The organism is Polaromonas sp. UBA4122, assembly GCA_002381615.1.
Classification (GTDB): Bacteria; Pseudomonadota; Gammaproteobacteria; order Burkholderiales; family Burkholderiaceae_C; genus Polaromonas.
On record DFWY01000167.1, the window covers coordinates 20,928 to 44,383 of the forward strand.

Below are 23,456 nucleotides of genomic sequence, written 5' to 3' on the forward strand. Positions count from 1 at the left end.
GGCAGCGCCAGGTGCACGCGCGCCGACTCCACCGCAGAAATGGAATCGATCGAGCGCGCCAGCTCGCCTTCCAGGGCGCGCTGGTAGTTGATCTGCTCGGCAAACTGACTGGTGCCGAACTTCTGGTTGTCCATCAGCTCGAAACCCACCGTACCGCCTTTGGGCAACCCCAGCGCGGCCAGCCGCAGACGCGCTTCAGGCACCTTGTTGGCCGCCACCAGCAAAGCGCCGCCACCTTCGGCAAACTTGTACGGAATGTTCATTTGCTGCAGCGACGCGATGATGGCGCCCCCATCGCGGTCCGATAAATTGCTGTACAGCACGCCGTAGTCAGGCGCACGGCTCCATAGCCACAGCGCGGCAATGGCGGCCACTGCGGCAGAAGCCCCGATCATCAAGGGAAGGCGCGGGTTGGCGCGCAACTGCTCGAACAATGGCTGGGTTTTTGGCGTTGCTGCGTCAGCGCCTGCTGCGGCGGAACTCATGCGCTCACCCGGCTACCGCCGCGTCGCAAGGGCGATCGGCACCGGTGGTGTGCTGGCAGTTGGCAGGCATGCGGAGCCGGTAGCGCGGCGAAACGACTGATGACATACGGCTTTATTGATTGAACAGAGAGGAAAGGGGCTGGGCTGGCAGATGCGACCAAGGCACCCCGGGCCTCGTGAATGATTGTCTGAGCGCGGTACGGTTCTTGATCCGCCGAATAACCGGGGGTTTTGCCATCTTTTGGCGCGATGCGCGGGCCAGTCGGCTGCTACGCTTCAAGTCCTTAGTCAAGCAATGGGCGCTCGTGCGCCCCAGGAAAATACCATGTCGATATCGTCTATTGAGTCCGTGCTGCAGCAAATGCGGGTGCTGGCCCAGGCTTCTGGCAACACCACAAGCGTAGCCAGTGAAGTGGCCGGCGGCGGTTTTGCCGGCGAGCTGAAGAAGTCGCTTGATCGCATCAGCGACACGCAGCAGAACGCTTACAGCCAGGCCGAAGCGTTTGAACTGGGCAAACCCGGGGTGGCACTGAACGACGTGATGATCGACATGCAAAAGGCCAACATCGGCTTTCAGATGGGCCTGCAGGTGCGCAACAAGGTGGTGGCCGCCTACCAGGAAATCATGAATATGCAGGCCTGAGGCTTTCGGTAGCTTGTTGATTCGTAGGCCGGGTAGTGCAGCGTAACCCGACGCTCCGCACCACACCGACGTGCCCAAGCCGCAAACGCCGATGCCAGGTTACGCTGCGCTAACCCGACCTACCTGGAGAGGGTGAGTTGCTATTATATTAATAGCTTACTGCGCACGTTACACGGTGACTAGAGCACTTTTTTGCAAAGATTTCGCATCACTCCATGCTCAGCACAAGACGCTTACCCAAGACGCGGGCAGCGCGGTCCAGGGTCTTCAGGCTGGGCCAGTGGTGCGGGTCTTCCAGCCGCTTGGCTTGCGGCCAGCTCGTCTCCAGCGCACGGGCCAGATCGGCCAGCGAGCGGCCTCCACGGGCGTGGCGCAGCAGCAGCACGGCTTGGGTTTTTGCATCTGGTGAGATGTAGTGCGCGTCTAGCAGGCCGGGCGTGGCCGCGGGGATGTTCCTGCCCTGGTCCAGGTGCCAGCCCACCATGGCCGACAACACCTCGGCGGCGTTGAACAGCGCCTCCTCCAGCGTCTGCCCCTCGGTAAAGGTATCGGGCAAGTCGACAAACTGCACCAGAAAGCCGCCACCCTCTTGCGGGGTGATGCGAGCGGGATAGTTGATTTCCATGGGGGCTCCTTATTTCGGCTCCACGCCAGTCTGGCGGGCAATGGTGGACACCAAGCCCATGCCCACATCATGGTTGCCATTGATGCGGTCAAGTTTCCAGCCTTCGGCCTTGAGCTTGTTGATGATGTCTTTGCCGTTCACGGGTTCAATTATGGATCAAAATTGATCTATTTTGATTTTTACGGAAATTCGCCTGCACCGGGGGTGGCCAAACAAGTGCTACGCAATGAATAGCTGTAAGCGCCCATGAACAGTGCATCAGAGCTGTATTTGCCCCGGGATGTCGGCTTACGCCTGCGGCTAAGCCGACCTACGAATGCGCTATTTTATTTATAGCTACTCGCGTCCATGAATATTGCGCTGCAGCCGTATTTGACTCGTAGGTCGGCTTAGCGAAGCGTAAGCCGACATCCCCGCGCCATGCGAGCGTGCCCAAGACGCAGCCAAAATGCAAATATCGGGTTACGCTACGCCAACCGACCTACGAGGCTGACCATGAGAATCTCACCCGAGCAAATTGCCACCATCATCCAGACTACCCGCAGTGTTGCCGGTCAGAACGCCGAAGTCTGGCTGTTTGGCTCGCGGCTGGACGACGCCCGCAAAGGCGGCGACATTGACTTGCTCATCGAGTCCGCGCCAGTGGCTGGGCTCATGGAGCGTGCCCGAATCAAAAATCGTCTGGAACAAAAGCTGCAGTTGCCGGTGGATGTTCTGGCGACGCGCCCTGGAGCAAAAGATAGCCCGTTTGTGTCCATCGCCCGCGCTCACGCTGTCCGTCTGAGTCTTTAACAACGCTAACAAGGCGAGTGATGAATACCCATGGTTTGCTACTCGTCCAACAGCAGCATCTGGCAGGTCTGCTAGAGGCCATTCAGCGTTGCGTGTACTTTTTGCATGCCTCCGATTCCGGCATTGCATGGCCTTTGACAGGCGATTTTTTGTCGGACAGAAAAAAAGACAACGACCTTTTTGAGGCGTTGGCGGCCATCAACGAACGCTTCGCCAAGCTGCAGGACACCATGGGCGCAGCCATGCGGCACAGCCTGCTGCTTTCTGGCGAGCAAGCCGATAGCTTCATCAAGGTACTGGCCCTCTTTGAGAAAAACGGCGTCGTCCAGTCGCTGGAAGACTGGCAGGTGGCCCGCACAGCGCGCAATCTGGCAGCTCACGATTACGAGACCGACTACAACGCAGTTGCCTATCACTTCAACGCATTGCACGCTCTCCAGCCCAGTCTGTATCAAACGGCTTTACGGTTTGTGCACTATGCACAGCAAGAACTGGGCGCCCATCCCGCCAGCGCAGATTTTGCCAGCGAGTTTGCTGCAATTACGACCTCGTTGAATACCCGGAAAAATTCGGATAACGCTACTAAATAAGTAGCTTCCTGCGCCCGTCTGTATTAGGCTGGAGCCGTATTTGATTCGTAGGTCGGGTTAGCGCAGCGTAACCCGACGCTCCGCGCACCACGCCGACGTGCCCAAGACGCCGCAGCAAGCGCCGATGTCGGCCTACGACCCCTTCGGCTAAGCCGACCTACGAAGCTGCCAACGCCACGCGTCGTTCGCATCAAGCGTGAGCGTGGTGCTCCTGCTCGACCGATAGCCGCAGGCCAACCGTCTTGAGAACAGCCAGCAAGGTTTTAAGGGTCGGGTTGCCATTGGGCGAGAGCGCACGGTAAAGCGATTCACGGCTGATGCCGGCCTGAGCCGCCACTGCGCCCAGTCCGCCATAGGCTTCTGCCATCGTTCGCAGGGCCAGCAAACCGGCAGCCCGGTCGTCAGGGTTGTCGAGTGACTCCATCGCCGCCTTCAGATACTCGACCGCCAACGCTCGATCGGCGCGCAGTTCGTCCAGTTCTCGCTCGTGGTGCGAAACGACACCTTTCAGTTTACTCATGACTGCCTCCTTTTCCATTCCAGCCAAAACTCCTTGGCCCGTTTGATATCTGCCGACTGGCTGCCCTTGTCTCCGCTGCAAAGCAGGATCACGACCGTCCTCCCGTGCCGCGCACAGTACACGCGGTAGCCGGCGCCAACGTGAATACGGAGCTCGCTCACGCCGTCGCCTACCGGTTCGACATCGCCGAAGTTACCCGCCTGCACCTGCCGCAAGCGAACCCGAATTCGGGCTTGGGCCACTTTGTCACGCAGGGCGCTTAACCATTCCGTCAAGGGCTCAAGGCCGTCCTCGCGCTGGTACCGGAAGAGTTCTATCATGGGCAATACTGTACCTTATAAGCTACTGGGCTGCCACAGCATGCGCTGAAGTCCCGTAGGTCGGGTTAGCGCAGCGTAACCCGACATCCCCCCAATGCCGCGTATCCCGTAGGTCGGCTTAGCCGTAGGCGTAAGCCGACATCCCCCCGATGCCTCAAACAGCCGGGAGTTTTGCCATCAGTTGGCGCCATCTGCCCGTGCCATCCCTTGATATGCTGGCCTACGTCTGTGCTAACCCGTCCTGCTACTTTATTGGTAGCTTCTTGCGCACGTCCTGTAAGCGCCAGAGCCCGATTTGATGTGATAAATCCACCTACTATGACCATTTCCACCCCCCCGCAGCAAGCCGCCGATACGGCCATGGAACAAGCGCTGCAAGACCTGCATCAATCTCTGGCGCAGGCCCTGCAACTGGCCGTAGCTCATCAGCAAGCCGGCCAGTTTGAAGAAGCCGAGACACTCTACCGAACCATCCTGCAAACCCAGCCGAACCACCCGCAGGCCAATCACAGCCTGGGCGTTCTGGCGGTGCAGATGAAGCAAGCTGAGGCCGGGCTGCCTTACTTTGCCGCAGCACTCGAAGCCAGGCCGGAGCAGCAGCCATACTGGTTGAGTTACATCGACGCGCTGATTCAAGCCGATGAAACGCAAACTGCGCAGCAGTTGCTGGCGTTGGGGCGTGAGCACGGATTGCAGGGCGACGAGGTGGAAGCGCTGGCGGCGCGGCTGGAAGGATGCACGCAGAGGGTGGCACCGAAGCGGCCGCCTGCAAAGCGACAAAAAACAAACCAAACTGAAGGCCAGCCCCACAGAAAAACCATGCTGCACTAGTTGCTATCATTATTATAGCTGCTTACGCAATGTGGACGGGATCTAGAGGCTGATTTGGCATATATTCCGTAGGTCGGCTTAGCCGCAGGCGTAAGCCGACATCCCCAACGCAGCCAGGTTTCCAACGGCAAGAAAATTTTTTACGCGCAGCCCTAAAGGTTTTGCAGGCACTGGCCGATAACTTGAATAACGGTGGCTTGCAGACTGTCTCGGCAGGCAAGGCCAGCGTGACGGCGAGTTAGCCGGAGTCCCCAACCTTTGCAAACAGGAGTCCCTCATGTCTACAATCATTAACACCAATTCCCTCTCGCTGCTCACGCAGAACAACCTTATCAAATCGCAGTCGTCACTGACCACCGCGATCCAGCGCCTGTCCTCCGGCCTGCGCATCAACAGCGCCAAGGACGACGCCGCCGGCCAGGCCATTGCCAACCGCTTCACCGCCAACATCACGGGTTTGACACAGTCGCAGCGCAATGCCAACGACGGCATCTCGCTGGCGCAAACCACTGAAGGTGCGTTGAATGAAATCAACACCAACCTGCAACGCGTGCGTGAATTGACCGTACAGTCCTCCAACGGCAGCAACTCCGTCGCCGACAAGGCTTCGATCCAGGCTGAAATTACCCAACGCCTGGCTGAAATCGACCGCACTTCCGCACAAACCGACTTCAACGGCACCAAAGTGCTGTCTTCATCAGCCAAGGCACTGAACATTCAGGTTGGCGCCAACGACGGCGAAACCATCTCTATCGGCCTGAAGGAAATCAGCAGCAAGACCCTCGGCCTGGTCGGCTTCAACGTGGATGGCACCGGTACCCCTAACGCAGCCACGACACTTACTGATCTCAAGACTGCTGGCTTCACCGCTGGCGCTGTTACTAACGGTACAACGCTGTATACGAAGGCCTATACTGCGGCAGACAATGCATCGTTGAGCACCGTCCTTAGCAAAGCAGTAAGCGGCGATACGGTCGTCGATGCTGGCAAGACCACTATTGCTGCATACACCTCCACCGGCACAGACTACACTTTCGGTGACACTGCCCGCGCAGCGTCAACTGTAGCCAGCGACCTGAAGCCAGCCGCAGGCGGCTCGACTGCTGCAACGTTCAATATCGGCGGTACTTCTACCAATGCCATGATCGACAGCAATGGCCAACTGACGTCAGCTGGCAGCGGCAACAAGCTCTATCTCGATACTACCGGCCACCTGACGGAGACCGGTGGTGGTACCCTGACCCAAGCGAATGTGAATGGTAGCGGTGCCGCTACTTTGGGTGCTGCAGCCACTGCCGGCGATGTTCTGGCCAGCATGGGCGGTCTTGCCGGTGGTACTGCCGGCACTACTGACGGTACTATTACGGTCGGCGGCGGCGCATCGCCTGCAACGTATGTCTATGTCGCGAACACTGCTACCGCAACGGCTACCAACCTGCACATTTCGAACGCTGCCCTGGCTACGCAAGTTAACGCGGACAACACTACTGGGACCAGCGCGATCACCATCAAGCTGGGTATCACGGCGGCGGCAGCCGGAGGCCCGGCCGCCATAACCTACGATGTTGCAGCGGGCACCGCAGCAGCAGCTGGCGCGATCACATCTGGGGGTACGCAAGTAAACGTCGACATGAATGGCAAGCTGGTAGCCGATACCACCGCAAGCCTATATCTCGCAGGCAACGGCACTGTGACGGATGGCGCAGCAAACGTGGTGTACAACGACTCCGCAAATGCTGGCAAGTTCTCGTTGAATGCAACCAGCGGTGCGACCACCACGGCTAATCCTCTGGCGGCACTGGATGCGGCCTTGTCCACGGTCGACAAATTGCGCGGCTCGCTGGGTGCGGTGCAAAACCGGTTTGACTCGGTGATTTCCAACCTCGGCTCCACCATCACTAATCTGTCGGCTTCGCGTTCGCGCATTCAAGATGCAGACTACGCGACTGAAGTGTCGAACATGACACGCGCGCAGATCCTGCAACAAGCCGGTACCTCGGTGTTGGCCAAGGCTAACCAGTCCACCCAGGGCNNGACAAGTCAAGCGGCGGCCTGCGGGCCGCCGCTTGCAAGCAAAATGGTCAGGGCAATCAGGCCCAAAAAGCCCGATTGCGCTGCCCGCTCCCGCTTGGAGTATTTTTCAGGCGTGAGCGGACAGCGTTTTAGACCGGAGAACCAAAAAATGTCGATTTCAACAGCTTCGATCAGTGCGGCCGATGGCTTGCAGCACAGCCAGCTCGCCACGTTGCCGGTCGCCGGTGGCAGCGCGCCAGGCGCGGTGTCCGCTGCGCGAGCCGCCAGCGTGTCAGCCGCTATTTCCAAAACGCCAGCGGTCCAGGCGGCGGCGGCTGCCAAGGCGGTAGAGGTCAAGCTCAACGCCAAGCAAGTGCAGCAATCGCTGGAAGATATCAACAAGGTGCTGACCGGCTTGTCGATCAGCGTCCAGTTCAGGGTTGACCCCGATTACAAAGAACTCATTGTCAAGGTGGTGGACCAGGATACCGGCAAGCTGATTCGCCAGATTCCGACCGAGGAGGCGGTGAAGATATCCAAGGTGATGGACAACCTGAAAGGGTTGTTGTTTGCGCAGTCGGTGTGATTTTGCGCGGCGAGGGGTGTGGTAATTGAACAGAAAGAACAGGATTTAATATGGCTTCAGTTTCTTCTCTCGGCATTGGCTCAGGCCTTGATTTGAATACCTTGCTGGCAGGCATCAAGTCCGGTGAGCAAGCACCGCTGATAGCGCTTCAGCAGCAGCAAACCAGTTATACCGCCAAGCTGTCGGCGTACGGCCAGCTCAACAGTGCCTTGAGTGCGCTGCAGGCGGCAGCGGCGGCACTGGCGCTGCCCGCCGTGTTTCAGGGGGTGAAGGCCAACTCGACGGCCAGCGATGTGGTGACGGCAACGGCCCTGTCAACGGCAGCGAGCGGCAGCTATGCGGTGAACGTGACGCAGTTGACGCAAGCGCAGTCGCTGGCGACGGCTGGCGTGGCCAGTACCACCACCAATATTGGCAATGGTAGTACGGTGACGAATGTGCAGTTTGAATTTGGTACGACTGCTGGTACGGTTTTTACCCAGGATGCCACGCGTACCAAATCGCTCGCCATTGATCCTCTTCACAGTTCGCTGGCGGACATCGCCAAAGCGATTAATGGCAGCGCCACCCTCGGGGTGACCGCCTCGATCGTCAACGATGGCAGCGCCACGCCGAACCGGCTGGTATTGACGTCCAAGCAAACGGGGGAGGCATCGAGCATGCGCATTACGGTTTCTGGCGATCCTGCTGATCCTGTTAATCCTAATGGCGATCCTGCTCTGTCGAGCTTGCTGACGAATGACCCGGCTGGGACACAGTTGCAGCAAACCGCCGCCGCACAAAATACGAAACTGACGGTGAACGGCATTGCCATCACCAGCGCCACCAATACGGTGGCGGGTGCGATCCAGGACGTCACCATGACCGTGTCTAAAGTTGGCACCAGCACTTTGGCGGTGCAAAAAGATAGCGACAGCGCAGGAAACGCGATCGCTACCTTTGTCAACGCCTACAACAGCTTGCAGAGCGTCGCCACGAAGTTGACCGCTTTTGACGCCACGAGCAAATCAGGCGCCGTGCTGCTGGGCGATTCAACCCTGCGCAACATTCAGGTGCGTATCCGCTCGGCGCTGACCACCGCGCAGACGCCAGATGCCAGCGGCCTGGCAACCTTGACGCAAGTCGGCATAGGGTTCCAGAAGGACGGCACCCTGTCTTTTGATGCCACCAAGTTGCGCACCGTACTCGACAGCCAAATGAGCGGCGTGGCGAAGCTGTTTTCTGGTACCGCAGGCGTTGGCGGCTATGGCACCCAGCTGTCGTCGCTGATTACCGGCATGACCGACGCCACCACCGGGACCTTGACGGCGGCGACCAAAGGTATCAATACGACGCTGGATACGCTCGGCAAGCAATACACGGCGACCTCCGCCCGGATCGACGCCACCATGGCGCGCTACTCAGCCCAGTTTACGCAACTGGACATGCTGATCAGCAACATGAACCAGACCAGTTCCTATCTGACGCAGCAATTCGCACCTACTCCCACCAAATAAGGCCAGCCCATGTACGCACGTAATTCGGCAACTGGCAGCGGCGCCAGTGCTTATGCCACGATCGGCCTTCAGTCAGCCGCCATGAGTGCGTCGCCGCACCAGCTGATCACCATGCTGTTTGATGGTGCCAAAACCGCCATCACCATGGCGCGCCACCACATGGCGAACGGCGAAATCGTGGCCAAGGGCAATGCGATTTCGAAGGCGATCAACATCATCGACAACGGCCTCAAGGCCAGCATTGATGCCGAGGGGGGCGACGCCGCTGAAATTGCACTGGCGGCCAATGTGTCGGCGCTGTATGACTACGTCAACCAGCGCCTGATGTACGCCAACCTGCGTAACGACCCGGCGTTGCTGGACGAGGCGGACCGGCTGCTGGACAACATCAGCTCCGCCTGGCGCGAAATTGACCCCCATAAGCCAAGCCAACTGCCTGAAGCGGCGAACGGCCCGGCAACCCAACGATTTTCTGCAGGAGCCTGATGTGAGTTCTCAAAGTGAAGTCATGCACTGCTACGAGCAGACCGCAACCGTAACCGAACGCATGCTGATGCTGGCGCGGGGCAAGCAGTGGGGTGAGCTGCCCGCGCTGGAGACGCAATACAGCGACACGGTAGATCGCCTGAAGGCCATCGAACCCCAGGAGACGCTGGATGAGTCGCAGTCGGCGCGAAAGCACGGGCTGCTCAGTCGGATCATCTCCAACCACGATGAGATTCTCAGCGTTGTGATGCCGCAACTGGCCATGTTGGGGGAGGCGTTGAAGAGCCTGGCGCTGCAACAAAGCCTTCACAAGGCTTATGGGCAGACGGATGATGCCCCTTTATGGGCGGCGTCACGCCACTGATTGACAAGTTAACACGAGTTACGCACTCCCGCTTGAAGGTTCAGTCGTGAGTGCCTAGCGATTCCTCAGGAGATTAAGCCATGATTCTCGAAAATTCTATGACGACAAACCCGCTGCGCGAGCCCGTGCTGCCCGCGCCACACAGAACCACCGGCTTGGCGCGCGAGGCAGCGCATGACACTGTTGTGCTGGCCGAAATCAACCAGACCTTGAAGATAACGTCCATCGGGCTGCAGTTTGAGTTTACCAAGGAGGCCGGCAAGATGATCGCCAAGGTGGCGGACATAGAGAGTGGCGATGTCATTCGCCAGATACCTTCTGAAGAAGTGGTGCGCATCTTGAAAGCGCTGGGCAAATTGCAGGGGCTTCTGCTAAACCAGACGATTTTGAATAAGTGGTACGAATCTCGGGGTAAATTGAAGGATCTTCTGGTGAGCGAGACGATCTAGTTTAAAAATATGAAGGAGCCATCATTGCTGTTCGATGCGGCTGCAACAGCCATGCTGCTCATAGGAGCTTGATGTGAGCTCTCAAAGCGAGGTCATGCACTGCTATGAGCAGATCGCATTGCTAACCGAACGTATGCTGATGCTGGCGCGCACCGGTCAGTGGGGTGCGCTGCCGGCGCTGGAAGCGCAATGCCGCGACACGGTTGATCGTCTGAAGGCCATCGAACCCCAGGAGACGCTGGATGAGTGGCAGTCGGCGCGAAAGTACCGGCTGCTCAGTCAGATAAATTCTATTTACACTGATATTCGCAGCATCGTCATGCCGCAGCTGGCAAAGCTAGGGGCGGTGATGAAGAGCCTGGAGCTGCGGCAAAGCCTTCACAAGGCTTATGGCCAGGCGGATGATGCCCTGTTATGAGCGGCTTGACGCCCCTGATTGACACGCTGCTGGCCACGCGGCTGGCCCAGCGCGTTGATCTGGTGCCGCTCAAGTCTGAGGTCGAAGTTGCGGGCCCTGAAGCGGTAACGCCGGTGGAAAAAGTCACCAACGACCTCCGCTTGCCTTCGCGCGCAGCCTTGCAGCAGCAGTTGGGTGTGGGGCTTTTAAAAAGCGGTGAGAGTGGCTACGGTAACGGGCCGGCACGTTCGGGAGAATTTGTCACTTTGAGTGTTGCAGCGCGTGCGGTGAGTGTGATTCTGGATATTCAAGCCGGCGCTACGACCAAAATCATCGGAACTGAACCGCTGTGGCCACAGCCGCAGCCTGCGCTTGCTCATCTGCTCTCGGCAACGCTGGCCCGCACAGTGGCCAACTCCGGCCTGTTTTACGAATCGCACCTGGCGCAATATGCTGCCGGCACGCGCACGCTGGCGCAATTGGCGCAGGAGCCGCAAGCCCGCCTTGACGCTACGCTGAGGGTACCGCTGGCGTTGCCAGGCGCAGATGCCGCAGGTCAAGAATCTGGGATGGGTGGTAGCCCTGCTGGTACTGGCCGCTTGATGGAAGTGCCAAGTCTGCCGGGTGCAGCCGCTGTGCCGTCAGAGACTGGCCATGATGTGTCCATAGACAGTGGCCAGGCTGGGGCGGCTTCCTCGCCGAATTCAGTGCCTGCCGGTCTGGCTAGCCGTCTGGATTCTGCCCATCTTGCCGCAGCCTATGGCAGCGCCAGTGTTCGCGAAAAAGAGCACACACCATTTCACGACATTGCCGGGCAAGAGACTACGGCAAAAAATGCGGGAGCAAGCTCTCTGGACGCCGTACGCAATAACACCAACAGTATCCCTGCTGCCGCTGTTGCTGCCGCGATTCACCCTGATGCCATTGCGCTGGTGCGCCAGCAGCTTGAGCTGCTGGCGGTGCCGGTGTTTCGCTGGGGTGGCGAAGTGTGGCCAGGCACGCCCATGGACTGGGAAATTCACCAGGAGCACGATGAGCGCCATGCTGCTTCTGAGGCTACCGATGGCGCGGCGGTGCCGCCCACCTGGAGCACGCGCCTGGCAATGACCTTGCCCACGCTCGGGGCGGTTGACGTGCGTTTGACTCTGGCTGGCACCACGCTGCAGGTGCATCTGGCCGCACGCGAGAACGCCACGCTTGCCCTGCTGGGTAACGGCAGCAATGAATTGACTCAGCGCGTTGGCGCGGTGGGGCTGCAACTGACCGGTTTTCAGATTGGCGCGCTGGCGGTAGAGGGAGTGCAGGCACCATGATGGACAGCCAGCAAGCAGATCGGCCCAGCGCAGTCGCGATTTCCTATGCCAACAAAAACAAGGCGCCCATCGTCGTGGCCAAAGGATACGGGGATGTTGCCGAAGCTATTATCCGGCGTGCGCGTGAAAGCGGCCTGCATGTGCACGCCTCGCCCGATCTGGTGAAGCTGTTGATGCATGTCGACCTGGATGCACAGATCCCGCCCCAGTTGTACCTCGCCGTGGCCGAGGTGCTGGCATGGTTGTATCAGCTTGAAGCTGGCGCAGTCACGACGTAAGATCGAAACATCATATCGATTAAACCGAAACTTAAATTTAAATATGACTCAAGTCATGACCGAAGAATTAAAAAACAAGCCCTATCTCACGCCCAACGAAGTTGCGCAATGGATGATGGTCTCTCCGGTGACCGTTCGCGGCTGGGCACAAAGAGGGTTGCTGCAGGCCGAGGTCACGCCCGGCGGGCATCGCAGGTTTCGTCGCGAAGAGGTCGAGCGTTTTGCCCGTCAATGGAATCCGGTTGGCAACAAAGGGCTTTTGCGGGTTCTGATTGTGGATGACGACCGAGCGGTGGTCGGTTTTCTAAGGGAGTTGCTCGAAGGTGGGGAGCATCAAACGGTGGTGGAGACCGCCTATGACGGCTTCGATGCGGGGCGCAAGGTCCATACTTTTTCTCCTGACATCGTCCTGCTCGACCTCATGATGCCGGGCATCAAGGGGACCGAAGTTTGCCGCCAAATCAAGCAGATCCCTGGGCAGGCAAATGTGCGTGTGATCGCAATGAGCGGGCAACTTAGTCCAGAAAATGAGGCTGAACTGCTGGCCGCTGGTGCTGAATGCTGTTTTCCCAAGCCGATTGACACGACCCGCTTACTCAAGCTGATGGGTCTTGAAGACTAAAGATTTGGAAGAGAGCGAGTGAACAACATGGAACAGCAAGTTTTGCCGTCGTACCTCAACGGCTATCCCTACCACGTCCTGATCGTGGACGATGATCCACTTCATCGCGCGTTGGAACGGGAAATTCTTGACTCACCTAAATACGCGGTCTGCGAGGCCAGTTCGGGCAGGCAAGCACTGGACGCTTTGCGCGCACGCAGCTTCGATGTCGTGCTGCTCGACAAGCGAATGCCTGGCATGGATGGTGATGAGGTCTGTCGGCGTATCCGGGGGGAATTGGGTTTGGGCATGTTGCCCATACTGATGGTGACCGGGAATGGTGATATCGACAGTCTCACCCTGAGCCTGTCGGCCGGCGCCAGCGACTTTGTTCGCAAGCCGTACGACCCGAACGAACTTTTAGCCCGGCTGGATGCCGCGGTGAGCCACAAGCGACTGACTGACCAACTCGACAGTGCCGATCATTCGCCACTACCATGAAAGATGGGAAGCAGCGGCTACCCCGATGGTTTGCGCGGTGAAGAAATTCCGTTGCTGGCCCGGGTTTTCCAGATTGTGGATATTTACGACGCCTTGGCCCACGCGCGTCCCTACAAGCGTGCCATGGAACGACAGCAGGTGATTGAGGTGCTTGAGACTGAAGCGGCGCGTGGCTGGCGCGATCCAGCGTTGACAGCCATCTTCCTCGGGATTGTCAAAAACCATCCGGAAGATATCAATGTTCCACTTGCTTCGCACGACGATCTTGGCTTGAGTCTCTTCGGCGAGATTCGAAGCACTGGCGCGCTGGACTGGGATCACCGGCCAGAGCCATGAACCCGTTGAAACGCAACATGCAAACCGTAGCGGGTGACCGGAATTTTCGGCGTGAACAGGTCATTCTTGTTGTCATCTTTGCCGGTTTGGCGCTTCTGGCCATGATGCTGCCGCTGCTGCACGGCGTGCACATCCCGGTCAAGCATTACCTGCCTCTGCATACGCTGCTGGAGTTCGTTTCAATACTGGTTGCTTTCCTTGTTTTTGCAACGGTATGGCATACACCAAAAGGGGAGGTCTCGGCCTCTTTGATACTGCTCGCCGTAGCGCTCTTTGCTGCTGCTTGGCTTGATTTTGCCCATGCCTTGTCCTTCAACGACATGCCAGACCTGATTACCCCAGCCTCTTCTGAGAAAACGATGGCCTTCTGGCTGGCCGCGCGTCTGCTGGTCGCGGTCAGCCTGTTGGGGGTCAGTTTTTATCCGCAGCTTCAGCCACCATCAGCGTGGGCCCGCTATGGCATTCTGGCCGCATTCGCCCTGGTCAATCTGGTCGTTATCTGGGGGGTGATTTTTCATGAAGCTGAACTGCCGGTTTTTTACATTGAAAACATTGGCTTGACCCCCTTCAAAGTTCGACTTGAGTGGCTCATTACGGGTCTGCTGGTTCTGGCAGCCTGGCGCTACTACTGGCTGGCGCGCCAGTCAGATGATGAATCATTGCCCTTGATATTTGGTGCCGCTTCGGTAGCGGCTTTAAGCGAACTGTTCCTGACACAGTATGAAATTGGCAATGATGTCCAGAACCTTATTGGCCATTTGTACAAGTTCGTTAGCTATGGCCTCATTTATCAGGCCATGTTTTTGGTCAGTGTGCGCAGGCCCTACCAGAAGCTGGCTGCTCAAGCGCAATCACTTCTGAAAATCAATGAGACATTGCGCATCCAGGCACTGGCCTTGGAGTCAACGGGCTCGCTGATTGTCGTGACCGACCTTCAAGGCAACGTACGCTGGAGGAACCGGGCCTCACGCGAGGTATCTGTTCTCAATTCTTCGGAATTCGAAGACAGGCTCTCCCTGTTTTCTGCGCCCATCACACGCGACCTGAAGGTGGCTGAGAACATTCGTGCAACGGTCCAGGCCGGAAAAATCTGGCAGGGATTGCTTCGCTTCAAGAATGTAAATGGCGACAACATCATCATGAATCAGGTTGTGACGCCTCTGCGCAATGAGGAAGGCGTGGTGGAAGGTTATGTCTCCGTCGCAGAGGAGGTGACAGAGAAAGTAAAAGCTCAATTGCGCCATAAACGCGTACTTGATTCGGCCATTGACGGTTTCTGGATTGTCGACGCATCCTGTCAATTGCTGGAAGCCAATGATGCCTATGCAAGGATGTCCGGCTACACGGTCGAAGAACTGCTGACCATGCACATCAGCCAGTTGAGAGCGGTTGAGCGTCCAGAGGAAATCCAGGCACTCCTGCAAAAAATAACCCAGCAGGGATACGCTCAATTTGAAAGCCACCATAGGCACAAGCAGGGACACGAATTCGCGGTTGATATTTCAGCAACCTACGATCCTGAGTCAGAACATTTTTATGTTTTTTTTCGTGACCGGTCCGAATGGGTGCAAGCTGCTGCACTCAAGCAAGACCTTGAACGGCAATTGCAGCAGTCGCAGAAGATGCAGGCGCTGGGGCAACTGACGGGCGGTATCGCGCATGACTTCAACAACATCCTGGCGGCCATTTTGGGGTACTCGAATCTGGCGCTGGACCGGTTTGTGCCAGACAAGCAAAGCAAGCTGGCAAGCTACTTGCGCGAGGTTATTACGGCCAGTGAGCGAGCCCGTGACCTGATCGCCAAGATGCTCACTTTCGCGCGCACGCAGCCGAGCGCAAATGTTGACGTTATTTCTCCGGCTGCTGTGATAGAAGAAGTTTTGGCCATGATGCGGACGGCTATACCCTCAAGTATTGAACTCAAGAGTCCCATCGAAGATGACCTGAGCATTCTCATCGACCCTGGTGAGTTGAATCAGATGCTGGTCAATCTCATTATTAACGCGCGTGATGCCATCGACGGGCACGGCATGATCGAGATTCGTTTGCATCAAGTCGAGATGAATGGTCAGATTTGTGCGGCCGACCAGCAGCGACTGTTTGGCCCCTATCTGGCACTTGAAGTGTCTGACAATGGGAGCGGCATAGCGCCGGAACATAAGTCACACCTGTTCGAACCTTTCTTCACAACAAAAGATATTGGCAAGGGAACGGGGCTGGGATTGTCCATGGTGCAAGGTATTTTGCTGCGCTGCGGTGGCCATGTCTTGGTCGAATCCCAGCCTGGTCGAGGAAGCCGGTTCCAGTTGCTGTTTCCCATTGCATTGCCTAACGAAAGCGCGCCAAGTCCGCAACAAGACCACCTTAAAGTTCAAGCGGGCTGGGGTCAACGCATTTGGGTGGTTGACGATGAACCCGCCGTGGCACGCTATTTGGATGAGCTACTAAAAGATTCTGGCTACAGCGTAAGACTGTTCAACGAACCGTTCCAGGTGTTGGCCGCATTTGAAATTGAAAAAAATGACGTCGATTTACTCATTACAGACCAAACCATGCCGGGTTTGAGCGGCGTTGCGCTGGCGCAACGCCTGCACAGCGTGAGGCCCAATCTACCGATCATTCTGTGCACCGGATACAGCGATGGCATTGACCTGTCCGAAGTGCCTCGGCATGGGGTTCGCCGTTTCACCAAGCCAGTTCCTGTCAATGAGTTGCTCAAGGCCGTGGCTGAGAGCTTGAGCAAAAAAGTCTAATATTTCGTAATGTTAAATCGTTATTAACGCTTTTTAAGTTTAAGATTTAAACGTTAAATTCGATGTAAACGATTGATACGAATCTTTCGATGTAATACACTCGCTTACGCAGCATGCCTATGAATGGATTCAGTCCTACAGACGTGTTGCCAAATCTGTGATAGTGGGCGGGAAATTAAATGCGGTTTGTTTGGCCCCGTCTACAAAGAGCAAGTTGTCAGAGATCCAGGAGCGCACAATGATTGAGACGGGTACTACCAATGAGATTGGTGATTTGAATTTGTCTTACCTGCTGTTGGCACAGAGGCTGGTGAGAGAGGATGTTGCGACAGCCATGTTCCGCTTGGGTATGAGTCGGGAACTGGCCGATCTGCTCGGAAATCTGTCGCTTTCGCAAATTGTGAAGCTGGCAGCGTCCAGCCTGCTTTTATGCCGTTTCAGATTTGATGATCACCCGATTCTGTCGGCACTGACGCATGAGGGGGGCAGCCTGACATTGCAACGGGCGCATGCAGCCATTCTTCTTTCCGGGCAACAGGTCGAGGCGACCCAATGATGTTATGCATTGAGTGCAGCACCGCGATGGCTCACTTTGCGTGCAGTTCGGGTCATCATGGCGGGTAAAAGCGTCATTCGTGAAGCGCGGGAAATTCATCTTGCGATTGACTTGATCAAACTTGGCGCTCGTCTGCAGTTTCTGGAAGCGGAAACCAGCTTGAGTCGGGATCGTCTGATCAAACTGTACAAAGAAATCAGGGGGGTTTCGCCACCCAAGGGCTTGTTGCCGTTTTCCACGGACTGGTTCATAACCTGGCTGTCCAACATTCATTCGTCGATGTTCTACAACATCTACCAATTCATGGTGACCCAAGGAGGGTGCACGCGGATTGTTGCCATCACCAAAAGCTATCGGCTCTATCTGGAGCAGGTGCAGTTGCAAGGCAGTGAGCCAGTCCTTGACTTCACACGCGCCTGGACCCTCGTGCGGTTTTTTGACAGCGATATGTTGCAGTTGACTGCCTGTACACGTTGCACGGGTCAATTCGTTGCGCATGCACACGATCCACAAAGCAACTACGTGTGTGTTTTGTGTCGGCCGCCATCACGTGCCGGCAAGACGCGCAAGATCAAATCCGATGCTACCGAAGTGCCCATCACCATCAAGGGGGATAAACGCGCGACTTCATCGTCGCAGTGGCTTGCGGAGGTGATGAATGCAGCTCGTGCCTGACAAGCGCTGAGCGTGTCATGGATTCCGGCCCGCGCCGGAATGAGAAAAAACCTTGACTTGCCATTGCGGGCACCAGGCTCTTTACATGAGGCAGCTTTCCGCTAGCGACGGATTTTTGCAAAGCATTGGCGTATTTGCCCTCAAGTTTTTCTTGAGACTGTCGTTATCTACCAAAGGGCCGTCAAAAGAGCAGTAGGTCAGTCCGTAGTTTTACTCTCTTAAGGTTTTTCAGCGGGAGCGCATAGTGCTGGTAATTGTTGGCTATCTGGTTGTGGTGGGGTCGGTATTTGGCGGTTATGCGCTGATGGGCGGGCATTTCGGCGTGTTGTTTCAGCCTCTCGAAGTGCTGATCATTGGCGGCGCTGCGCTGGGCGCATTTATTGTGGGAAACGACGCCAAGACCATACGCGCCACGGTGAAAGAGTTGCCAAGACTGCTCCGCAGTTCGAAAAAACACGACAAGTCACTCTACATGGAGCTTCTCGCCTTGCTGTATGTGCTGCTGTCGAAAGGCCGCAAGGACGGCATGATGGCGCTGGAGTCCGATGTTGACGATCCGCAGGGCAGTGCTATTTTTGCGCTGTACCCGATGATTTTGCATGATGCCCGTGTCCTGGAGTTCCTGACCGACTACCTGCGCCTGATTGTTAGCGGCAACACGGACGCGTTCGAAATCGGGGAGCTGATGGAGCACGAACTCGAAACCTACAAGCATGAGGCCGAAGTACCGGCACACAGCCTGGCCCGGATCGGCGATGCGCTGCCAGCCCTCGGCATTGTGGCGGCCGTGTTGGGTGTGGTGCATGCGCTGGCGTCCGCCGACTTGCCGCCCGCAGAAATGGGCCAGTTGATTGCCCACGCGATGGTTGGCACTTTCCTCGGCATATTGCTGGCCTATGGTTTCGTGTCTCCGCTGGCAACCCTGGTCGAGCACAAGGTGGCTGAATCCTTGACAGGCTACCAGTGCATCAAGGTCACTCTGATGGCCAGCCTGAACGGCTACGCACCGCAGCTGGCGGTGGAATTTGGCCGAAAAATCCTGTATTCGACCACACGGCCCTCGTTTATCGAGCTGGACCAGCACGTCCGTGACGTCAAGAGCCACCGAAGCACGCAAGACTGAATTGTCATGAGCGAATCGCGACGCCCGATCATCATCATCAAACGCCCTGTCATGGCCGCTGCCCATCACGGCGGTGCCTGGAAGATTGCCTTCGCCGACTTCATGACGGCCATGATGGCATTTTTTTTGGTCATGTGGCTGCTGAGTACACAGTCCCCGGCGCAGTTGGCGGGTATTGCAGAACAATTCAAAATGCCCCTCAAGGTGGCGCTCAGTGGGGGCCAAAAAAGCAGTACCAGCACTAGCGTGATCCCCGGCGGTGGCACCGATCCGATCCATATGGATGGTGAAGTCAAGCAATCCGACCCGAGCCCCGAAGCCGATGACGTCAAACGCCTGGACGAACTGAAACAGCGCCTGGACGACATGATTGAAGCCAATCCTGTGCTCAGACAGTTCCGTCCCCAACTGCTGATCGACATCACGCCAGAAGGCCTGCGGATTCAGATTGTCGATAGCGGCAACCGGCCGATGTTCGATCGCTCCAGCGCCATTGTGATGTCTTACATGCGCACCATCTTGCGCGAGATTGGCCCGGTGCTGAACGAACAACCCAACAAGATCACCTTGTCCGGACATACCGACGCGACGCAGTATACACAGGGCGACAAATCCTACAGCAACTGGGAGCTCTCAGCTGACCGGGCGAACGCGTCTCGGCGCGAGCTGATTGCCGGTGGCATGCAGGACAAGAAAGTGCTGCGGGTCATGGGCGTCGCGTCGAGCATGCATTTGAACCAGGAGGACCCGTTTGCACCGATCAATCGCCGCATCAGTATTGTGGTTCTCAACAAGCGCGCGCAAACAGAAATAGAAAGTGCCAATGCGGCCAATGCCGGCATCAAGCGTTAAGAATCCGGCGCAAGCATGAGGACTTGATGTAACCCCGTTCAGCCGCCTCGCGACACTGTGTCGCCAGCAGGCAGTACCAACCAAGAGAGACGCACCCGAGATGGACATTACCCAGTTTTACCAGACATTTTTTGAAGAAGCCGATGAGTTGTTGACCGAGATGGAGCTACTGCTTTTGGGCCTCGATTTGGAGGCGCCAGACAGCGAGCATCTCAATGCGATATTTCGTGCCGCGCATTCGATCAAGGGAGGTGCGGCCACCTTTGGCTTCCTTGCACTGACCGACACCACGCATCTGCTTGAGAATTTGCTCGATCGGGCACGCCATGGCCAATTGAAATTAAACATAAAAATGATGGATGCCTTTTTGGAAACTAAAGACGTGTTGCAAAAACAAATGAGCGCTTATCGGGCTGGCGGTGAACCAGAGCCCGAAATGGTCGCGCGAATCTGCGCGGTACTTCGGCAACTGGCCCTGGAGGCAAGCGGTGGCTCTTCCACCGCGGCCGTAACAACGGCCTCGGCGCAAGCGCCAGTCATCACGCCGGTGGCCGCGCCCGGACATGCATCGGAGCCAGCCGCCATCGTGGCGGAAGGTACAACCCTGAAAGTGCGATTTTCCAAAGTCTTCGAAAGCGACCGCAAGCTGCTGAGCGAAGAGATGGGGAATCTGGGCCGTGTGATTGCACAAACCCAAACCGATGACAGCCTGACCTTATGGCTGGAAACCAGCTGTGATGCCGATGACATTATTGCTGTGTGTTGTTTCATTATCGAAGTCGATCAGATTGAAATCAGCACTGAGTCGGTCTCATCCCCTGATGCAGAGCCGCCAATTGTGATTTCACCGCTACCGGTGAATCTGGTTGCCGCCACGGTGAGTTCTGCTGACGCACCAGTGACGACGAATATCGCCGCTGCGGCGGTTGCAGCGCCTGGCAACGGCAAGGAGTCAAGTTCAATCAGAGTGGATGTTGAAAAGGTTGACCAGATCATCAACCTCGTCGGCGAACTGGTGATTACCCAGTCGATGTTGACGCAAACCGCATCGACGCTCGATCCCGTGCTGCACGAGCGACTGCTGAGCGGCATGGGGCATCTGGAGCGCAACGCCCGCGATTTGCAGGAATCGGTGATGTCGATCCGGATGATGCCCATGGACTATGTATTCAGCCGCTTCCCTCGCCTAATACGCGACCTGTCGGCCAAGCTGGGCAAACAAGTACAGCTGGTGACCGTCGGCAAGGAGACCGAACTGGACAAAAGCCTGATCGAGCGCATCATCGACCCGATCACCCACCTGGTTCGCAACAGTCTTGACCACGGTATTGAGGGGCCGGAACAACGCGCCTCTGCGGGCAAGGATCCGGTGGGGCGGTTGACGCTGTCTGCCCAGCATCAGGGCGGCAGTATCGTGATCGAGGTCAAGGACGATGGCGGTGGTCTGGCCCGGGAGAAAATTCTGGCCAAGGCGATCCAGCAAGGAATGGCAATTAGCGAGACCATCTCCGATAACGAAGTCTGGCAACTGATTTTTGCGCCCGGTTTTTCTACGGCAGAAGAAGTGACCGACATTTCCGGCCGTGGGGTCGGCATGGATGTGGTGAAACGCAACATTCACGAAATGGGCGGTCATGTTGAAATCACCTCCACGCAAGGCAAGGGCACGACCATCAAAATCGTTCTGCCCCTGACGCTGGCCATCCTCAATGGCATGTCGGTCAAAGTTGGCAAAGAAGTTTACATTCTGCCTTTGAATTACGTCATCGAATCGTTGCAGCCGCTAGCCAAAGATCTCCATTCGATCACCAGCGATGAGCATGTCATGCATGTGCGGGGTGAGTACCTAGCGCTGGTCGAATTGCACAAGCTGTTCGAGGTCACTGATGCAGTGCAGAGTCCGACGCAGGGCATCGCGGTCATTGTGCAGGCCGAAGGAACGCGTTTTGCGTTACTGGTTGATGAACTGGTCGGCCAGCATCAGGTGGTGGTGAAAAATCTTGAAACCAACTACCGCAAGGTGCCGGGTATTTCCGCCGCGACGATTCTGGGCGATGGCAATGTCGCCCTGATTATTGATGTGGCCGCGATGAAACGGGCGAATCGCGAGAAAGCCAGCGCGCTGGTTTAAAGGGGGACATGGCGGTTCGTCTCTAGACGATGCCACATGGTAGCTTTGAAGTTTTTTTTAGTGTTGGTGCTGGTCGCAGTAGCGAAGGCGTTGGAGTTGATTGCCAGCGGGCATACGGTGTCGCTTGGACTTGCACAAGTGAATGACCGTAATCTTCCAAAGCTCGGGTTATCGGTTAGAGATGTATTTGAGCCGTGTACCAATTTGGCAGCTGGCGGGAAGATTTTGACGGACTTCTATCAAAAGGCGATGCAGAAGTTCGGGCCTGGGGCGCGTGCATTGCGGGCAGCGATCTCTGCGTACAACTCAGGAGATTGGATGCGCGGTGAAAACGAAGGATATGTCGGCTTGGTCTATAAACAAGTCGGGAGGCCGTTGGCGATGCGATCAGTGGCCGTGGTGCCGGCAATTAAGCCAGCGGGATACATGAAGTAGGGACTACGAATAAACCGATTGGCACCGAACGGGCATTTGCCATGTCAGTTAGCGGATTTGTTGTCGCAGAGTAATGACACAAGAAAGGACAAACACGATCCATTAATGATTACAAATTAAAAAAACAAATCGCACAATCAATCGAGGACATTAACGTACTCAAAACTCAAAACTCAAATTTCTCAATGAAACAAATTAAACATCATCTGATTCCCCTTTCCGCTTTTGCTGCCTTCGCCATCACAGCATCTACTGGTGCACAAGCCCAAGACGCGTATCTCGGCGTGGGCCTGCCCGGCTTGGTTACCATCGGCTACGCAACTCCGGTGAGCAAAAGCTGGGGCGTTCGCGCTGAATATGCCTCCGGGTTGAACGTGTCCCTGGATGGCAATCGTGACGGCGTGAACGTGACCGGATCAGTCAAATCAACAACACTCGGTGCGTTTGGCGACTGGTTTCCGATCGCCGGCAGCGGCTTCCGCGTCGTGGGCGGTCTGACAATCAATGACATCAAGGCCGATATGAATGGCACCAGCTCCGGCACCGCCGTGATTAATGGCACGACCGTCAATATGGCTGGCCAGTATTACAACGTCAACCTCACCTTTCCGCGCGTGACGCCCTATATCGGCATCGGCTACGGCCACCACAAAGCTGAAAAGGGCCTTGGTTTTTATGCTGACGTCGGCGTGCTGGTCGGCACCTTCAACGTTGATACCAACACCTCACTGGTTGCCAGCGGCCAGGTCACTCAGGCCGACATTGATGCGCAGTCACAGAAACTGCGTGACGGCGTTGGCAAGATCGGCGTCATCCCAAGCGTCTCCATTGGCGCTGTGTATCGTTTCTAAGTCGTATTTGAAATGAACATCCTGACAGGCGCAGGATGCCAATTCTCGGATGGTGGCGCATGGTCTGTGCAGATCATGCTGACCATCCTTTTCAATTCTGTCGCGCGATGACGTCTGTACGGTCAATAAGCCAAGATTAAGCAGCAATCAAAAACTTCGCCTTGTCTTGACCGCTCATCCAGCTTTGACGCTTTCAATGGCCGCCGTGTTGGCGCCGCTTTTATCGATGGTGATCTTCTCTGGCAAGTCATGCAGGTTGATGGCCCGCTCCAGAAAGCTCCGTGCTGCAGCCAGATCCCGCCTGGCAGTGAGGAGGAAGTCGACTGTGTTGCCTTCGCGATCAACGGCGCGGTACAGCTACTTCCATTGGCCTGCCATCTTGATATAGGTCTCGTCCATTCTCCAGCTACTGCCCACCGGGCGCTTGCGCCGACGAAATACGGCTGCCAGCACC

Annotated in this window: 28 protein-coding genes and 1 pseudogene; 23 read left to right on the top strand and 6 right to left on the bottom strand. The window is 56.7% G+C overall.

The features are described 5' to 3' along the window. A partial coding sequence (gene fliF, locus B3F77_RS20075) for a flagellar basal-body MS-ring/collar protein FliF (protein WP_293606664.1) occupies window positions 1–485 on the bottom strand: 485 nt, incomplete at its 3' end. Window positions 486–810: 325 nt separating this feature from the next. Between fliF and fliE the strand changes: the two genes are divergently transcribed. Continuing rightward, the gene (gene fliE / locus B3F77_RS20080; protein ID WP_293606665.1) at window positions 811–1,128 is read left to right on the top strand and encodes a flagellar hook-basal body complex protein FliE; all 318 of its coding nucleotides are present in this window, start codon (window positions 811–813) and stop codon (window positions 1,126–1,128) included. A 208-nt stretch (window positions 1,129–1,336) separates the two neighbouring features. Here fliE and B3F77_RS20085 read toward each other — a convergent pair whose 3' ends face one another. Both B3F77_RS20085 and B3F77_RS20090 read right to left on the bottom strand, forming a co-directional pair. Continuing rightward, complete coding sequence (locus B3F77_RS20085; protein WP_293606666.1) at window positions 1,337–1,753, bottom strand: type II toxin-antitoxin system HicB family antitoxin; 417 nt, start codon at window positions 1,751–1,753, stop codon at window positions 1,337–1,339. A gap of 9 nt (window positions 1,754–1,762) precedes the next feature. Next, window positions 1,763–1,894, bottom strand: a complete 132-nt coding sequence (locus tag B3F77_RS20090) for a hypothetical protein (protein ID WP_293606667.1) — start codon at window positions 1,892–1,894, stop codon at window positions 1,763–1,765. 354 nt (window positions 1,895–2,248) lie between these two features. Here B3F77_RS20090 and B3F77_RS20095 point away from each other — a divergent pair, with 354 nt between their 5' ends. Beyond that, window positions 2,249–2,545, top strand: a complete 297-nt coding sequence (locus tag B3F77_RS20095) for a nucleotidyltransferase family protein (protein WP_293606668.1) — start codon at window positions 2,249–2,251, stop codon at window positions 2,543–2,545. Between the two features lie 20 nt (window positions 2,546–2,565). Then, complete coding sequence (locus B3F77_RS20100; RefSeq protein ID WP_293606669.1) at window positions 2,566–3,135, top strand: hypothetical protein; 570 nt, start codon at window positions 2,566–2,568, stop codon at window positions 3,133–3,135. Between the two features lie 190 nt (window positions 3,136–3,325). Here the strand turns inward: B3F77_RS20100 and B3F77_RS20105 are convergent, their stop codons facing one another. Together B3F77_RS20105 and B3F77_RS20110 are read right to left on the bottom strand one after the other, a co-directional pair. Next, window positions 3,326–3,655, bottom strand: a complete 330-nt coding sequence (locus tag B3F77_RS20105; RefSeq protein WP_293606670.1) for an addiction module antidote protein — start codon at window positions 3,653–3,655, stop codon at window positions 3,326–3,328. Next, complete coding sequence (locus B3F77_RS20110; protein ID WP_293606671.1) at window positions 3,652–3,975, bottom strand: type II toxin-antitoxin system RelE/ParE family toxin; 324 nt, start codon at window positions 3,973–3,975, stop codon at window positions 3,652–3,654. The genes B3F77_RS20105 and B3F77_RS20110 overlap by 4 nt, the downstream gene beginning before the upstream one ends. A 318-nt stretch (window positions 3,976–4,293) precedes the next feature. Here B3F77_RS20110 and B3F77_RS20115 point away from each other — a divergent pair, with 318 nt between their 5' ends. The 20 genes from B3F77_RS20115 (at window position 4,294) to B3F77_RS20215 (ending at window position 23,002) form a co-directional block, all read left to right on the top strand. Beyond that, on the top strand, window positions 4,294–4,806 hold the full coding sequence (locus B3F77_RS20115; protein ID WP_293606672.1) for a tetratricopeptide repeat protein: 513 nt from the start codon (window positions 4,294–4,296) through the stop codon (window positions 4,804–4,806). A gap of 277 nt (window positions 4,807–5,083) precedes the next feature. After that, window positions 5,084–7,405, top strand: coding sequence for a flagellar protein FlaG (locus B3F77_RS20120; protein WP_349678430.1), 2,322 nt, complete (start codon window positions 5,084–5,086; stop codon window positions 7,403–7,405). A 50-nt stretch (window positions 7,406–7,455) separates the two neighbouring features. Then, window positions 7,456–8,901: a flagellar filament capping protein FliD gene (gene fliD, locus B3F77_RS20130; RefSeq protein ID WP_293606673.1), complete on the top strand. Its 1,446-nt coding sequence runs from the start codon at window positions 7,456–7,458 to the stop codon at window positions 8,899–8,901. A 9-nt stretch (window positions 8,902–8,910) separates the two neighbouring features. Next, entirely contained in the window at window positions 8,911–9,387 is a 477-nt protein-coding gene (fliS, locus tag B3F77_RS20135) for a flagellar export chaperone FliS (RefSeq protein WP_293606674.1), read from the top strand. Between the two features lies 1 nt (window position 9,388). Then, window positions 9,389–9,751, top strand: a complete 363-nt coding sequence (locus B3F77_RS20140; RefSeq protein ID WP_293606675.1) for a flagellar protein FliT — start codon at window positions 9,389–9,391, stop codon at window positions 9,749–9,751. An 80-nt stretch (window positions 9,752–9,831) separates the two neighbouring features. Next, window positions 9,832–10,200, top strand: a complete 369-nt coding sequence (locus B3F77_RS20145; protein ID WP_293606676.1) for a flagellar protein FlaG — start codon at window positions 9,832–9,834, stop codon at window positions 10,198–10,200. A 94-nt stretch (window positions 10,201–10,294) separates the two neighbouring features. Next, window positions 10,295–10,618 carry a flagellar protein FliT gene (locus tag B3F77_RS20150; protein ID WP_293606677.1) on the top strand — a complete coding sequence of 108 codons (324 nt, stop codon included), beginning with the start codon at window positions 10,295–10,297 and terminating at the stop codon, window positions 10,616–10,618. Beyond that, the gene (locus B3F77_RS20155) at window positions 10,615–11,910 is read left to right on the top strand and encodes a flagellar hook-length control protein FliK (protein WP_293606678.1); all 1,296 of its coding nucleotides are present in this window, start codon (window positions 10,615–10,617) and stop codon (window positions 11,908–11,910) included. The genes B3F77_RS20150 and B3F77_RS20155 overlap by 4 nt, the downstream gene beginning before the upstream one ends. Beyond that, a complete protein-coding gene (locus tag B3F77_RS20160) occupies window positions 11,910–12,188 on the top strand; it encodes an EscU/YscU/HrcU family type III secretion system export apparatus switch protein (protein WP_293606691.1) in 279 nt (92 codons plus the stop codon). Before B3F77_RS20155 ends, B3F77_RS20160 begins: the two co-directional genes overlap by 1 nt. A gap of 55 nt (window positions 12,189–12,243) precedes the next feature. Further along, window positions 12,244–12,810 (top strand): response regulator, encoded by a 567-nt coding sequence (locus tag B3F77_RS20165; protein WP_293606679.1) that lies wholly within the window; start codon window positions 12,244–12,246, stop codon window positions 12,808–12,810. Between the two features lie 27 nt (window positions 12,811–12,837). After that, window positions 12,838–13,290 carry a response regulator gene (locus B3F77_RS20170; RefSeq protein WP_293606692.1) on the top strand — a complete coding sequence of 151 codons (453 nt, stop codon included), beginning with the start codon at window positions 12,838–12,840 and terminating at the stop codon, window positions 13,288–13,290. A 3-nt stretch (window positions 13,291–13,293) separates the two neighbouring features. Beyond that, window positions 13,294–13,626, top strand: a complete 333-nt coding sequence (locus tag B3F77_RS20175) for an HD-GYP domain-containing protein (RefSeq protein WP_293606680.1) — start codon at window positions 13,294–13,296, stop codon at window positions 13,624–13,626. After that, the gene (locus tag B3F77_RS20180; RefSeq protein WP_293606681.1) at window positions 13,623–16,379 is read left to right on the top strand and encodes an MASE3 domain-containing protein; all 2,757 of its coding nucleotides are present in this window, start codon (window positions 13,623–13,625) and stop codon (window positions 16,377–16,379) included. Before B3F77_RS20175 ends, B3F77_RS20180 begins: the two co-directional genes overlap by 4 nt. Before the next feature lie 238 nt (window positions 16,380–16,617). Beyond that, on the top strand, window positions 16,618–16,935 hold the full coding sequence (gene flhD, locus B3F77_RS20185) for a flagellar transcriptional regulator FlhD (protein ID WP_293606682.1): 318 nt from the start codon (window positions 16,618–16,620) through the stop codon (window positions 16,933–16,935). A 57-nt stretch (window positions 16,936–16,992) separates the two neighbouring features. Further along, window positions 16,993–17,610, top strand: a complete 618-nt coding sequence (flhC, locus tag B3F77_RS20190; RefSeq protein WP_293606693.1) for a flagellar transcriptional regulator FlhC — start codon at window positions 16,993–16,995, stop codon at window positions 17,608–17,610. 244 nt (window positions 17,611–17,854) lie between these two features. Further along, window positions 17,855–18,733, top strand: a complete 879-nt coding sequence (motA, locus tag B3F77_RS20195) for a flagellar motor stator protein MotA (protein ID WP_293606683.1) — start codon at window positions 17,855–17,857, stop codon at window positions 18,731–18,733. After that, complete coding sequence (gene motB, locus B3F77_RS20200; RefSeq protein WP_414703062.1) at window positions 18,734–19,585, top strand: flagellar motor protein MotB; 852 nt, start codon at window positions 18,734–18,736, stop codon at window positions 19,583–19,585. 100 nt (window positions 19,586–19,685) lie between these two features. Beyond that, window positions 19,686–21,716, top strand: coding sequence for a chemotaxis protein CheA (gene cheA / locus B3F77_RS20205; protein ID WP_293606685.1), 2,031 nt, complete (start codon window positions 19,686–19,688; stop codon window positions 21,714–21,716). Window positions 21,717–21,752: 36 nt separating this feature from the next. Continuing rightward, window positions 21,753–22,151, top strand: coding sequence for a transglycosylase SLT domain-containing protein (locus B3F77_RS20210; protein WP_293606686.1), 399 nt, complete (start codon window positions 21,753–21,755; stop codon window positions 22,149–22,151). 185 nt (window positions 22,152–22,336) lie between these two features. Further along, window positions 22,337–23,002 carry a hypothetical protein gene (locus B3F77_RS20215; RefSeq protein ID WP_293606687.1) on the top strand — a complete coding sequence of 222 codons (666 nt, stop codon included), beginning with the start codon at window positions 22,337–22,339 and terminating at the stop codon, window positions 23,000–23,002. 180 nt (window positions 23,003–23,182) lie between these two features. Here B3F77_RS20215 and B3F77_RS20220 read toward each other — a convergent pair. Next, window positions 23,183–23,456, bottom strand: a pseudogene (locus tag B3F77_RS20220) (DDE-type integrase/transposase/recombinase); the annotation flags it as partial.